Source organism: Methanofollis sp. UBA420 (genome assembly GCF_002498315.1).
In the GTDB taxonomy this organism is placed as follows: domain Archaea; phylum Halobacteriota; class Methanomicrobia; order Methanomicrobiales; family Methanofollaceae; genus Methanofollis.
Genome location: NZ_DAGX01000002.1, coordinates 408,954 through 421,857, shown reverse-complemented (window position 1 = coordinate 421,857; position 12,904 = coordinate 408,954). Strand labels below are relative to the sequence as shown.

At 59.4% G+C, this 12,904-nt stretch carries 11 protein-coding genes; 6 read left to right on the top strand and 5 right to left on the bottom strand.

Going from position 1 to position 12,904, the window contains the following annotated elements; all coding sequences use genetic code 11:
• Nucleotides 1-26: 26 nt before the first annotated feature.
• Together BP869_RS02135 and BP869_RS02130 are read left to right on the top strand one after the other, a co-directional pair.
• Nucleotides 27-1,004 (top strand): methyltransferase domain-containing protein, encoded by a 978-nt coding sequence (locus BP869_RS02135; protein WP_342676446.1) that lies wholly within the window; start codon nucleotides 27-29, stop codon nucleotides 1,002-1,004.
• 191 nt (nucleotides 1,005-1,195) lie between these two features.
• Nucleotides 1,196-2,245: a hypothetical protein gene (locus BP869_RS02130; protein WP_342676444.1), complete on the top strand. Its 1,050-nt coding sequence runs from the start codon at nucleotides 1,196-1,198 to the stop codon at nucleotides 2,243-2,245.
• A gap of 70 nt (nucleotides 2,246-2,315) precedes the next feature.
• Here the strand turns inward: BP869_RS02130 and BP869_RS02125 are convergent, their stop codons facing one another.
• Nucleotides 2,316-2,534 carry a hypothetical protein gene (locus BP869_RS02125; protein WP_342676442.1) on the bottom strand — a complete coding sequence of 73 codons (219 nt, stop codon included), beginning with the start codon at nucleotides 2,532-2,534 and terminating at the stop codon, nucleotides 2,316-2,318.
• A gap of 194 nt (nucleotides 2,535-2,728) precedes the next feature.
• Here BP869_RS02125 and BP869_RS02120 point away from each other — a divergent pair, with 194 nt between their 5' ends.
• Together BP869_RS02120 and BP869_RS02115 are read left to right on the top strand one after the other, a co-directional pair.
• The gene (locus tag BP869_RS02120; protein ID WP_342676440.1) at nucleotides 2,729-4,411 is read left to right on the top strand and encodes an AMP-binding protein; all 1,683 of its coding nucleotides are present in this window, start codon (nucleotides 2,729-2,731) and stop codon (nucleotides 4,409-4,411) included.
• Nucleotides 4,412-5,165: 754 nt separating this feature from the next.
• Nucleotides 5,166-6,818, top strand: coding sequence for an AMP-binding protein (locus BP869_RS02115; RefSeq protein ID WP_342676438.1), 1,653 nt, complete (start codon nucleotides 5,166-5,168; stop codon nucleotides 6,816-6,818).
• Between the two features lie 107 nt (nucleotides 6,819-6,925).
• On the opposite strand, the gene mmp10 is transcribed toward BP869_RS02115, so the two are convergent.
• Nucleotides 6,926-8,149, bottom strand: coding sequence for a methyl coenzyme M reductase-arginine methyltransferase Mmp10 (gene mmp10, locus BP869_RS02110; protein ID WP_342676436.1), 1,224 nt, complete (start codon nucleotides 8,147-8,149; stop codon nucleotides 6,926-6,928).
• A 144-nt stretch (nucleotides 8,150-8,293) separates the two neighbouring features.
• Here mmp10 and BP869_RS02105 point away from each other — a divergent pair, with 144 nt between their 5' ends.
• Complete coding sequence (locus tag BP869_RS02105; RefSeq protein ID WP_342676434.1) at nucleotides 8,294-8,812, top strand: hypothetical protein; 519 nt, start codon at nucleotides 8,294-8,296, stop codon at nucleotides 8,810-8,812.
• A 23-nt stretch (nucleotides 8,813-8,835) separates the two neighbouring features.
• Here BP869_RS02105 and BP869_RS02100 read toward each other — a convergent pair whose 3' ends face one another.
• Together BP869_RS02100 and BP869_RS02095 are read right to left on the bottom strand one after the other, a co-directional pair.
• Nucleotides 8,836-10,053: a hypothetical protein gene (locus BP869_RS02100; protein WP_342676432.1), complete on the bottom strand. Its 1,218-nt coding sequence runs from the start codon at nucleotides 10,051-10,053 to the stop codon at nucleotides 8,836-8,838.
• An 83-nt stretch (nucleotides 10,054-10,136) separates the two neighbouring features.
• Nucleotides 10,137-10,409 carry a DUF504 domain-containing protein gene (locus tag BP869_RS02095; RefSeq protein WP_342676430.1) on the bottom strand — a complete coding sequence of 91 codons (273 nt, stop codon included), beginning with the start codon at nucleotides 10,407-10,409 and terminating at the stop codon, nucleotides 10,137-10,139.
• Nucleotides 10,410-10,625: 216 nt separating this feature from the next.
• On the opposite strand from BP869_RS02095, the gene BP869_RS02090 reads away from it, so the two are divergent.
• Nucleotides 10,626-11,369: a transporter substrate-binding domain-containing protein gene (locus BP869_RS02090; protein WP_342676428.1), complete on the top strand. Its 744-nt coding sequence runs from the start codon at nucleotides 10,626-10,628 to the stop codon at nucleotides 11,367-11,369.
• 26 nt (nucleotides 11,370-11,395) lie between these two features.
• Here the strand turns inward: BP869_RS02090 and BP869_RS02085 are convergent, their stop codons facing one another.
• Entirely contained in the window at nucleotides 11,396-12,829 is a 1,434-nt protein-coding gene (locus BP869_RS02085; protein ID WP_342676426.1) for a dihydrolipoyl dehydrogenase, read from the bottom strand.
• Nucleotides 12,830-12,904 lie beyond the last annotated feature (75 nt).

Below are 12,904 nucleotides of genomic sequence, written 5' to 3'. Positions count from 1 at the left end.
TGAGAATCCCCTATTAATGGGTAGTCATGAAACTGCTCTTTGAACTCTCCGGAGAGCATCCAACCCTCCCCTTTGCCGAACTGGAATGCGTGGGCCGGATCACCGACAGGCACCCCCAGATCGCGGTGGCAGAGTGCCCCGACCCGGCGGCGACGGCCCGCCTCGCCCTCACCCATACGGTCATGGAATATCTCGGCGAGTGCGCTCCCACCGCCCCGGCACTGGCGGCCCTCCTCGACGACCTCGCTCTCTCCACCGACCGCCCCTTTGCGGCGCGGGTGAAGGTCATCCCCAGCCCCGGAGAATACCCCTCCCAGCTCGACCTGGAAAGGCTCATCGGGAGCCACATCAAGGGCCCGGTCTCCCTGCGGTCACCCGAAGAGGTCTACAGGGCCGTGATCTCGGGGGACAGGTGCTACTTCGGCCGCGTCATTCTGGACGGGCTCCGGAGCACCTACGAGAGCAGGGGCCCGGCAACCCGGCCCTTCTTCCACCCCGGCGTCATGATGCCCAGGATGGCGCGCACGATGGTGAACCTCTCCCTCCTCTCTCCCGGCGAGGTGATGTGCGACCCCTTCTGCGGCACAGGCGGCATGCTCCTCGAAGGGGAGATGATCGGCGTGCGGACAATCGGGAGCGACTTCGACCCCCTCATGATCCGCGGCTCGCGCCTGAACATCCCTGCCGCCGCACTCATGCTTGCGGACGCCACCTCCCTCCCCCTCAGGTCGTCGTCGGTCGATGCCGTCGTGACAGACTTCCCGTACGGCCAGTCTGTCTGCATCAAAGCCGAAACCCTCAACAAACTCTACGAGGGAGCCCTTACGGAGATCAGGCGGGTACTCAAGGACGGGAAGAGGGCCGTCGTCATCACCCACCGCGACATCAGGCCGATCGCCGGACAATATTTCACCGTACTGCAGTTCCATGAACAGAGGGTCCACAAGAGCCTTACCCGCAGGGTTATGGTTCTTGAAAAAGAAAAACTCGCTGACCATTCATAACGTATTTACTCTCCGAACGATCAAAACAACGAAAGACAGGACATCCAATGGCATTGAATAACGGGCTGGAGATGATCGAGTGGCTGCGGACACATTTCAATACGGTCAAGCCGACACGGACACTTGCCCTCAAAGCAACGCGTCATCTCCGCAAATCTGAGAAAAAAAACCTGTTTTCTGAAGACATATCCATGATGCGGACCGCTGAAGGGCGGTGGTACGAGGGGCTCATCTACGAGATGATGATCGAGGTGGCCTCCGACTGCGACCTGATCAAGGGCGTCGTGCGGAAAGGGGCCGATGCCCCCTATGTCAGGCAGAAGATCTCACAGGACCAGAACGGCACTTTCTACTCGAACTATGGCGACATCAAGGTCAGGGGCAACGGCCAGGATCTCGCCGAGGTCGATTTCCTTCTTGTCGACCGGGAGAACACCGTCGCCTTCGGCGAGATCGTCACCTCCCCCACCGACCTGAAGGAATTCGAACAGGAGATCATCTTTAAAAAACGGCTCATCGGCTATCTTTTCGGCCAGCCCATCGTCCCCTTCATCCTGGTTTCGTCGGTGGACATCTCGCGGAACTCCATCATCCAGAGGTTGATGAAGGAACCTGACTCGGTCCTGATCACGACCGCATCCTGCGAGGAGATCAAAAGTGTGCTCAACCCGCGTGAGATCCGTTATCGGCCGAGAAAACCGATCGCCCACCCGAAACTCCTCCACCTCGCCGACATCAGGCAGAAAAGACCCTTCGACTACCGTCAACTCCATGACGAGAGGAGAGAACGGCTCCTTGAACAGATGGCCGCGGGCATGCCTCTCGAAGCACTGACCGGACCCGACGAGATCCCACCGATCGTCAAAAAGATCGTCTTCGGTGCGCTCTACCCCCCGTCGATCCGTCTGCTCTGTCAGCGCACCGAGGTCACGATGAAGGGAGAGGCGCTCACCTTCGAGGCCATCATGAAGGACTTCTCCAAGGTGATCCTTGCGGTCAACCTTCCCGACTGCCGGCCGATCCTCTACTTCAGGTCAAAAAAGAAGAAGGAATATTACAAGATGGTCCCCTCGAAAAACGGCGGTTTCAAGTACGAGAGCAGGCGCACGCCGCATATGGCCGGGTTCTTCCTCTGGCTCGAAGGGACAAAGCCGTCTCTCGGGACGCAGATGACAAAGACGCTTCTACGGTATTTTGTCGAGCACCCCCCTTCGTCCGGGGGAAAAAATAGCAAGCCCTGATATTTCCATCGTGCAGGGCGATAACGGCTGAGGTCGGGGCAGGGGTGATCCGGCCCCGGCCGTGCGCCCCTCACACCACCGGCGTCTCCCCGAAGAGTTTGAGGGACACAGGAGCGAACCTCTTCACCTCGTCGTAGAAGTACCTGACGTACTCCGGATCGGAGTCGTCAATTGCCGCCTGTATCGTTCTCCTGAGCCATTCTGGGAAAACTTCCTCTTCCTCCATCGTGTTCATGATGACGACGATCGCTTCATCAACATCTTTCCTGCTTACCCACCTGTACGGCATGGCGCTCCCTCCCGTACCGCGCTATCTTCCAGCGCCTCTATTTATGCATTGCGCGGAACCTCACGGATCCACCGTTCCCTGACCTGTCGGCAGGGGCCGGGAGACATATGGTTTCCGGAGGTGGCAGACAGGTGGGCAGAGGTACCGGACAGATTAAAAATCTGTGACGTACCATACCTATACGGACAGATCCCATGGCAGAGCATAACATGGAGAACTACGAAGAAACCTATGCGAATTTTAAAATCGACGTCCCGGAATTCTTCAATTTCGGCTACGATGTCATTGATGCATGGGCTAAAAAAGACCGCAACCGCCTGGCCATGATCTGGGTTGACCAGAAAGGTAACGAGAGGAAGTTCACCTATCGCGACATGATGAACCTCTCGAACCAGGCGGCGAATATCCTTCTCAAATACGGGATTAACAAGGGTGACCGTGTACTCATCCTCCTCCCGCGGATCCCCGAATGGTGGATCTTTGTCATTGCTCTGATCAAGCTCGGCGCCGTATACTGTCCATGCCCCTCCCTCCTCACGCCGAAGGACCTCGAGTATCGGATCAATGCCGGGAATTTCAAGATGGTCATCACCGATCTGGAAAATTCCTGGAAGATCGATGAGATTTGCAGGGAGTGTCCCTCTCTCCAGGTCCGCTTCCTGGTGGACGGCGAACTCGAAGGGTGGGCGAACTTCCCGTACGAACTGATATACCCGGCCCCGGTTTCGCACCGCACGGTCTCGATGCCGGTTGCGAAGAAGACACGGGCCACCGACCCGATGCTCATCTACTTCACGTCGGGCACGACCGGCGAGCCGAAGATGGTGCTCCACAACAATGCCCATCCCCTCGGCCACATCATCACCGCGAAGTACTGGCACGACCTCACCGAGCACGACCTGCACCTCACCCTCTCGGACACCGGGTGGGCGAAGTGCGGCTGGGGCAAGATCTTCGGGCAGTGGATCTGCGGTGCCGCCATCTTCGTCTACGACATCCGCGGCAAGTTCTCGGCGACCGAGATCCTGCCTCTCCTGGAGAAGTACGAGATCACCACCTTCTGCGCCCCGCCGACGATCTACAGGATGCTGATCCTGGCAGACCTCAAGAAGTACGACCTCCGCGAACTCCGCCACTGCACGAGCGCGGGCGAACCCCTGAACCCGGAAGTGATCAGGATCTGGGAGGAGGGGACGGGCCTCACCATCAGGGAGGGCTACGGCCAGACCGAGACTGTCTGCGCGATCGCCACCTTCCCGTGCATGAAGCCCAAACTCGGTTCGATGGGCAAACCCTCGCCCGGGTGGCATGTGGAGATCCATGACGAGAACGGCAAGCCCTGCGAAGCATTCGAGGAGGGCCGGATCGCCATCTCCCTCAAACCGAGGCCGCCCGGCCTGATTGTCGAGTATCTCGACAACAAGGAGGCGAACGCGGAGTCCTTCCAGAACGGTTTCTACTACACCGGCGACCGCGCCTACTTTGACGAGGACGGCTACTTCTGGTTTGTGGGCCGCGACGACGACGTGATCAAGAGTTCGGGCTACAGGATCGGCCCCTTCGAAGTGGAGTCCGCCCTGATGGAGCACCCGGCCGTCCAGGAGTGCGCGGTCGTCGGCTCACCCGACCTCATCCGCGGCCTCCTTGTCAAGGCTTTCGTGGTGCTGAATGCCGGGTACAAGCCCTCGGAGGCGCTGGTCAAGGAACTCCAGAAGCATGTGAAGAGGACGACCGCCCCGTACAAGTACCCGCGGGCCATCGAGTTCGTGGACGATCTCCCGAAGACGATCTCCGGGAAGATCAAGCGGAAAGAACTGAAGATGCTCGAAATGAAGAGGTACGAGAACAACCACGCGGACGAAGGCCCGGATGCCTGACGGCACAGGTCTCTCGTCCTGTTTTTTTTAGTTTTGTTGGGTCCCTGGGAAAACCTCGGGCGCTGGCTTGCGATTGGCCCGGGGAAGACAGAACAGATATCCTGAGGCAGGAGATTGCCCTATCCCTGCCTATCCTGAGCGGGGGTTTCGGGGGCGTAGTCCCCCGGCGCGGGACACCGATCCATCATCTTTCTCATAATTGGGGTCCGGGGCTTTGTTCCCTATCTATTTCATGAAAATGAATTCTACAGAGCCAGAAAAAGGAATGTTTCCGAGCGGCAGCGTCCGGTGGAGGACGGTGATCCACTGCCGTCCCCATACTGTCTGCCAGGGGATTCCTCGAAAGCCTGATGGCTTTCTCGTTGCCCCCGGACCCCCGATCCCTGGGATAGGATGGGGGAAGACAGAGGAGGATATCCTGAGGAGGAGTTGCCACCCCTCCCCTATTCTGAGCGGGAACGAACGAAGTGAGTCAAGATAACCGTAGGTTTTCGAGACTGGGGACGTAGTCCCCCGGCGAACTATAATGGTACGATGGTGGATCCACACAGGAGGATCTCTCCATAGTCCCGTTTCGAGTTTTCTGCGCATATTCTGGCATATGTGCCACGATGAAGGCTTCCGGCACGATAGCCCTCCTGGTCTGCCCGACCCCTGAATGTGACCTGCCGGCACCGTGCGCGGGAAAGCGCTCACTATATCTACCCTGTACCCCCATTGATATATCGTTATGCACGACGCCGAGCATACACAAATGGATCCCGAGGACGTCCTCGCCTCCTATCTGGAGGAGGTGCCGGAGTATTTCAACTTCGGCTTTGACGTCGTCGATATGTGGGCAAAGAAAGATCGCAATCGTCTTGCGATGATCTGGACCGATCAGGAAGGGCACGAGAAGGACTTCACCTTCCGCCACCTGATGAACCTCTCGAACCAGGCAGCGAACATGCTCCTGAAGTACGGGATTAACAAGGGGGACCGGGTCATGATTATGCTCCACCGCGTGCCTGAGTGGTGGATCTTTGCTATTGCAGCCATTAAGCTCGGCGCCATTTTCTGCCCCTCCCCTACGATGCTGACCCCTAAGGATCTCAAGTACCGGGTGAATGCCGGGAAGTTCAAGATGGTCATCACCGACGTCGAGAACTCCTGGAAAGTCGATGAGATCTGCAGCGAATGCCCCACTCTCGTCTCCCGCTTCGTGGTGGACGGGGAGATCCCGGGATGGCTCAGTTATCCTATCGAACTCACCTATCCGGCACCTGCCTCCACCACCCTTGTCCAGCTCCCGGGCATGAAGAGGACGAAGTCGTCCGACCCGATGCTTATCTTCTTCTCCTCGGGCACGACCGGCGAGCCGAAGATGGTCATGCACAATCAGGCCTATCCGATTGGCCATGTGATCACCGGGAAATACTGGCTTGGCATCGGGCCGAATGACCTCCACTTCACCCTTGCGGATACGGGCTGGGGCAAGTGCGCCTGGGGCAAGTTCTTCGGGCCCTGGGTGCGGGGAGCCTGCACGCTCGTCTACGACATCCGCGGCAAGTTCAAGGCGACCGAACTCCTCCCCGTGCTGGAGAAGTATGAGGTGACGAGTTTCTGCGCCCCGCCGACGGTGTATCGCATGCTCATACTCGCCGACCTCGACAAGTTCGACTTCTCCCAGCTGCGCCACTGTGCGAGCGCGGGCGAACCCCTCAACCCCGAGGTGATCAGGGTGTGGAAGAAAGGGACAGGGCAGACGATCTATGAGGGCTACGGCCAGACCGAGACGGTGCTCTGCATCGGTACCCTGCAGGACATGGAGCCGAAGTTCGGGTCCATGGGCAAACCTGTGCCCGGCTGGAAGATCGAACTCCATGACGAGAACGGCCAGCTGGCCCCGGTCGGCGAGGAAGGTCGGATCGCCATCTGGAGCGAGCCGAGGCCCCCCGGTATGTTCATGGAGTATGTCGGCAACCCCGACGCCAACAGGGAGTCGTTCAGGGACGGCTGGTATTATACCGGTGACAAGGCCTACAGGGATGAGGACGGCTATTACTGGTTCGTGGGCCGGGACGACGACGTGATCAAGAGTTCAGGCTACAGGATCGGCCCATTCGAGGTGGAGTCGGCCCTGATGGAGCATCCGGCTGTGCAGGAGTGTGCAGTCGTCGGGTCGCCCGATGTCATCAGGGGCATGATCGTCAAGGCCTTCATCATCCTCGCACCCGGTTTCGAACCATCTGAGGCCCTGATCAAGGACATTCAGAAGTACGTGAAGCGGACGACCGCCCCGTACAAGTACCCGCGGGCCATCGAGTTCGTGGACGAACTCCCGAAGACGATCTCAGGAAAGATCCGGAGGAACGTGCTGCGGAACCTCGAACTTGAGCGGCACAACTCCAATCACGGGACAGAATAAAATCTTTTTTTTGATCTTGAGAATTAGGGGAACACCGATCCCCCCGCTTTCCTCTTACAGAATGTCCGGACGCGGTATTGATGAATTTATAACCGGGGCACGTCACGTCACCCATTCTGGTTTATCAAGTGGATGAGGGCGGCAAAGCCGTCGAGTTCCATCTGGAGCACTTCTTCTTTCCGCATCCCCATCGAGGTCTCGGCGTCGGCGGTGAGCATCTCAGGGCCGCGGAGCACCGTCCGCACCGTCCCGTCACGGCCAAGCACCTCCGCCGCCTGGCGGTCATGGACAAAGGAGCGGCCTGGCAGGACCACAGTCTCTTCAAGGTCCGCGAGGTCGAGGGCGGCAAGGTCGTCGATGGTGATCAGGCAGGCGATCTCCTTCTGCACGGGCACGACCCTGCACCCGCCGCCGCAGGCGTCCAGGACCTGCTGGATGAAGGGTGCGGCGACACTTCCGGTGACCACCGAGACCTTCCCCCGCACGCGGGGGAGTCGCGCGAGGAGGTCGGGTTCCCGGAGGATGGCGAAGGGCGACCCGATATCAGGGTCCCAGAGTGGGGTGCCGCTGATCTTGAGGGAGAACCGGCTGTTCAGGTCGGTGATCCTGTCCCTGAACGCCTCGACGCTCTCCACCTGCTGGCCAGGGATGATCGGCGCATTGCCCAGGATCAGGCCCTGATCGGTCGTGTTTGCAAACCTCATCAGGATCAGGCCCTTCGCCCCGGCGTCGTCGAGCCATGCACAGGTCTTTTCGAGGTCTTCGCCGTCATTGACCCCCGGGATGACCACCGCAGCGGCATAGACGTCGATCTTCTCGCAGAGGTGGTGCAGGACCGCGAGGGAGGCTTCGGGCGTGGGGTCGTGCATGTACCGCCGCCGAAGTTCAGGGTCTGCCGAGAAGATCGTGTACGAGACCTCTGAGAGGCCGTTGTCGATGAGGAAGTCGGCGATCTCCGGGTCGTCAAAGCCCTTCCCGCTGGTATAACCGATATGGAGGGGCACACCCATACTTCCCAGGATCTCGACGAGGTCGCGGAATTCCGGGTAACAACTCGGGTCTCCCCCGCCGCTGATGGTGATCCGGGAGAGATCGTCCCCGATCATCTGGAGCTGGGCAAGGGTATCGTCGGCGACCGCGGAGAGGGGTTTGAACCCGCTATACTGCTCTTTCACGCCTCTCGTGCAGTAATCGCAGCCCACTTTGAAGGGCAGGCAGTACCTGCACCCGAAGGGTTCGACCTCTCCGACATGCTTGAAATAGCAGTACTCGCAGAAGCCCCGGCAGTCGACGCCCGGGCGCCCGCCAATGTCCACGGTCAGATGAGCCATCTGCTACTCTGTCTGTGCTGAAGGGTTATATGGTATGGCATCCGAAGCGGTACTGAGATCTCTCTGCCCTTCAATCCTGAGGAGGGAACCCGGCAGCTTTATAATTCAATAATTATAATTGTACTCCGGTGGTGAACCATAGAAATGTTTATCAACAAAAAAAGGATGCTTGGCGGTATTCTCTCCCTTCTCCTCATCGGCGTGATCGTGATGCCTGCCGGTGCCTTTACCGCCGAAAAACTCACGATAGATGTTGAAGAAGACGGTGACGCAACGGTCACCTTCGACTATTCCCTCACCTGGCTCGAAAATATCGCGGTCTTTCTCAAGATCGCGGACCCGAATGAAGAGTTTAGAAAGGCACTGGAAAAGTACTCCGGGTCTGAGGTCGAATCTGTCGCGGTGAGCGATCAGTCAGCCTCCTTCAGGGCAGAGAAATTTGCCCGCGTCTCCCGGGTCGACAATGCAACAGTCTATACGACACCGGCGCTCCATCTCGAAGAGGCGGAGAAAGCGCTGAACGATTACTGGTTTGCGCCGCTGGTACAGGCCGACTTCTCCCCTGCAGTGACCGAGATCACCTTTGCCGACGGGAGGAACAAGACCCTCAGGGACGTTGCGGAGATCCCCTCCTTCACCCACCAGGTCCCGGCCACCCCCTGAACTCTTTTTTTCGTCTCTTCTCTTCAGACCGCCATCTCGATGATCACGGCGACCATGGCAATGACAAAACTTGCCGCCGAGAGGGGGAGGGCGTACCGCCAGAGCACCGCGGGGACGGAATCACCGCTTGCGTTCCTGACCACCCAGAAGAAGGGATCGCTGAAGGCCGAGACAGAGAGGGTTCCTGCCGCGATCATCAGCATGAGGGGGACCTGACCGATCGCTGTCGCATAGTCTGACGAGAGGATCATGGTCGCGGTGATCACGGCCGTCACCACCCGCGACCCCTGCGCCGCCTGGAGGAGGACGCCGAGGAGGAAGGGCACCAGCACGGCCGGGACTGCGTCCCCGAAGAGGGTGAAGGCGTCGGTGGCGAAGGTGCTCGCCATGATCGTCGCCCCAAGTGCGCCGGCACCGCAGAGATCGTAGATGATCACGCCGGCGTGTTTTGTCCCGTCTTTGAGGGCGGCGTACCGCAGGTCGGGCGCGAGGACGAGGAGGGCGACGGCCATCCCGACAAGCAGCGCGGCCGAGATCGACCCTTTTCCAAAGACAGGCCAGACGACCGCCGCCGCGGTCAGGGCAAGGGGGAGGAGGAGGGGTATCCATGCCCGCCGCCCTGTCTCAGGTGCGCAGACCTGCTCAGCGGCCTCGGCGGTACTCCTCTGTCGTCCGATCCCCATACTGACAGCGACCAGAAGGACGACAGAGAGGGGGAGGGCGACGGCCATGTACTCCCCTGCCGAAAAACCCTGGGCCGCCGACGCGGCGGCGATCGTTACCGGCGTCGGGTAGATGAGGGAGAAGGAGAGGGTGCTCCCGATGGCTGCGCCGTAGATGGCCTTCTTCTTATCGGAAAAACAGGAAAGGAGGGGAGAGATCACGATGAAGGCAGTGATGCAGCACATGAACGGCACCGCGAGGATGAACCCGGCAATCCCCCCGGTCAACGCGGGCCGATGGGTAAAGGATCTGAGGTCGCTGAAGATACGTTCCTGGAACCTCCCCTTTTCGAGCACCTTCGCGATGACAGATCCGGCAAAAACGACCACGCCAAGGAGGGCGAAGATCTTCCCGGCCCCCTCGGCCGCGATGCCGACGACGGACTCTGCCGGGACGCCGGCAAGGACGCCATACACCACAGCTGCCGAGAAGAGCGTTACAAAGGGGTTGAGGCGATATCTCACCGTCGCAAGGGAGATGAGGACGAGGATCAGCGCGAAGGCGACGAGGGTCTGCATCGTCGGTACCTTGCTGCCGTCGAATATATAGATTTTTTATGCGGCATGAGTCTATCAAATCCTGAACGGAGATATGATCCGGATTATACCTCTTCTTCCCAGGGCTTGAACCCCTCCCTTTCCCAGACCGCCTCACCCTGATAGAGGATCCTGAGCACCCGGTGGATGGGGATATACTTCTGCCCCCTGTCCGTTTCAACCACCATATGCGCCCCTTCGATCGCCGCGATCTCCCTGCCGTCGATCTGTGAGCGGTCGCCGGGGGCCCCGCGATCGATGAAGACGACCGCTACCGCCGCAAAGTCGTAGGCAGGATCATGAAGGAGTCTGAGGAGGATCTGGTGGCTTGTCCGCATCGGTGGATAGGGTGGCGGTCTCCCCCTATATATTCACCCCCTCGCACCAGCATCAGATGTCTGGTATTTTCAGGCCATATTTTCAGATATCAATGCATGCCCTGCATTGTATGCATCTGGTACAATTAATAAAAGATATTACCTTTACATTCAAACACCATTCTGATGTCTCAAAAAATTCTGACCGCACTTGTGCTCTGCATTGCAGTGTGCTGTGTGGCATTTGCGGGTTGCACCGGAAGCGACTCCAAGACCCCTGCACAGTCCGGTGCAGAGGAAAAACCGACCTATGTCGTGGGAATTGACGCCCCCTATCCGCCGTTCTCCATCATGGGTAAGGACGGCAAGCCGACCGGGTTCGACACCGAAACCATGCTCTGGATCGCGGAAAAAGAGGGATTCAATGTCGAATTCAAGCAGATCGCCTTTGACAGCCTGGTCCCTGCCCTGAATGGCAAAAACATCGATCTGGTCCACTCGGGCATGACCATCACGCCGGAGAGGCTGGAACAGGTGAACTTCTCTGTCCCATACTGGACCGTCAACCAGACCGTCATCGTGCGCGAGGGGTCGACCCTGACAATGGACGACGTCCTTGCCGGCACGGCGACCCTCGGCACCCAGCGCGGCACCACCGCCGAGATCTGGATCGACGAAAACCTCGTCCAGAAGGGCCTCATGGACAAGAAAAACCTCAAGCACCATGACAACATCGCCAATGCGGTGACCGACCTTGAGAACGGCAACATCGATGCAGTGATGTTCGACAGCACCGTGATCAACGACGTCATCGCCGGCAAGAAACTCCAGAAAATCGGGTCCGTTGAGACCGGCGAACAGTTCGGTATCGCGGTCCGGAAGGGGGACAACGAACTCCTCGCCACGATCAACGACGGCCTTGAGAAGTTCATGAACGACCCCTACAGGCAGGAACTCATCCAGAAGTACAAGATGGAGTGAGTCCCCTCCCCCTTTTTTCTATCCTTTTATTGTGCCGAAAGCCCGTAATCATCCAGAAGCCGACGATACTTCGCAGGACTCATGAGAGACGAGAATGCTCTCTGGACGACCTCGCTGAGGGCAGGATGAATGTGCATGCTCGCGAGGACGAGGGCTCTGGCATTCAGGTCCGTGTACATCAGGGTGACGACCTCCTGGATGAGGACCGACGCAGAAGGCCCGATGATGTGGGCGCCGAGGACATGGCCGCTTCTGTTCTCGACGATCACCTTGACGAAACCATCGCGGACTCCCATCGCCTCCCCCTTTGCCGTGTCCTGGTACCGCTGGAAACCGATGGAGATACCGTCGGCCCCGTACGCCTCGACGGCCTCTCTCTCCTTCATGCCGACCGCGGCTATCTCCGGCCAGGTGAAGACCGCATGCGGGACGACCCTGTAGTCGGCCCTGACGCGCTCGCCGAGGACGGCATTGAAATACACGATCCGCGCCTCGTAGTTCGCCACGTGTTTGAAGAGGTACTTCCCGTTTGCGTCGCCGAGCGCCCAGACGCCGGGCTGCGACGTCTGGAGGTGATCGTCGACCTCGATCCAGCCGCGGGCGTCGGTCATGACGCCCCCTCTCTCCGGGTGGAGGATGTCGGTGTTCGAGCTCCGCCCTGAGGCCACGAGCACGGTGTCGGCGACGTACTCGGTCTCCTCTCCGGTGCCCCGGTCCCTTGCGACAAGCCCGACCTTCCCGCCGGGGCGGTTCTCTGCGCTCCTGACCTCCTGGTCGGTGACGATGGTGAGGTGCTCTCCGAGCACTTTGCGTGCCAGTGCCGAGACCTCGGGTTCTTCCTCTGGGATGAACTGCGGGTTTCTCCCGATGACCGTGACCTTTGAACCCATGGCGGCGAGGAAGTGGCCGTACTCCGCGGCGATGTATCCCCCGCCGATGATCGCCACCGTCGGCGGGAGCGTGTCCAGGCCGAGGAGAGTGTCGCTTGTCAGGTAGGGCACCCATTCAAGCCCCGCCACTGGCGGGATGCCGGGCCTCGAACCGGTGCAGAGGAGGATCTTTTTCGCATGGACCTCGGTCCCGTCCACCGTGAGGGTGTACGGGGCGGTGAAAGAAGCGATCGCACGATAATAATCGACACCCGGCGACTCTTCGAGCGCCTTCCTGATCGCCACGACATCGCGGTCGACTGTCTCCCGCATTCTCTCCATGACCCGCCGAAAGTCGATGCCCTTCAGACTCGCGTCGATGCCGAAGGCGGTCGCCCTCTCGATCTCCCTGACCAGTTCTGCCGGGTACAACAGCATCTTCGAGGGGATGCACCCCCGTGTCAGGCATATCCCGCCGGGTTCGTCCCTGTCGATGATTGCGATGCGGGTGTCCGGGTTCTCCTGCAGGACCGCGTCCACGATGGGCATCGCCGAACCTGTGCCGATAGCGATGAGGTCGTACTCCTTCATGCACTGTCCCCCTCCACCTGCATCACAATCCCCGGCAATAAATAGGTGCCGGGCGCTTCCCCGGCACATTTATCT

Coding starts and splice junctions, on each gene's coding strand:
- BP869_RS02135 (WP_342676446.1), top strand. CDS start 27: ATGAAACTGCTCTTTGAACTCTCCGGAGAGCATCCAACCCTCCCCTTT.
- BP869_RS02130 (WP_342676444.1), top strand. CDS start 1,196: ATGATGCGGACCGCTGAAGGGCGGTGGTACGAGGGGCTCATCTACGAG.
- BP869_RS02125 (WP_342676442.1), bottom strand. CDS start 2,534: ATGCCGTACAGGTGGGTAAGCAGGAAAGATGTTGATGAAGCGATCGTC.
- BP869_RS02120 (WP_342676440.1), top strand. CDS start 2,729: ATGGCAGAGCATAACATGGAGAACTACGAAGAAACCTATGCGAATTTT.
- BP869_RS02115 (WP_342676438.1), top strand. CDS start 5,166: ATGGATCCCGAGGACGTCCTCGCCTCCTATCTGGAGGAGGTGCCGGAG.
- mmp10 (WP_342676436.1), bottom strand. CDS start 8,149: ATGGCTCATCTGACCGTGGACATTGGCGGGCGCCCGGGCGTCGACTGC.
- BP869_RS02105 (WP_342676434.1), top strand. CDS start 8,294: ATGTTTATCAACAAAAAAAGGATGCTTGGCGGTATTCTCTCCCTTCTC.
- BP869_RS02100 (WP_342676432.1), bottom strand. CDS start 10,053: ATGCAGACCCTCGTCGCCTTCGCGCTGATCCTCGTCCTCATCTCCCTT.
- BP869_RS02095 (WP_342676430.1), bottom strand. CDS start 10,409: ATGCGGACAAGCCACCAGATCCTCCTCAGACTCCTTCATGATCCTGCC.
- BP869_RS02085 (WP_342676426.1), bottom strand. CDS start 12,829: ATGAAGGAGTACGACCTCATCGCTATCGGCACAGGTTCGGCGATGCCC.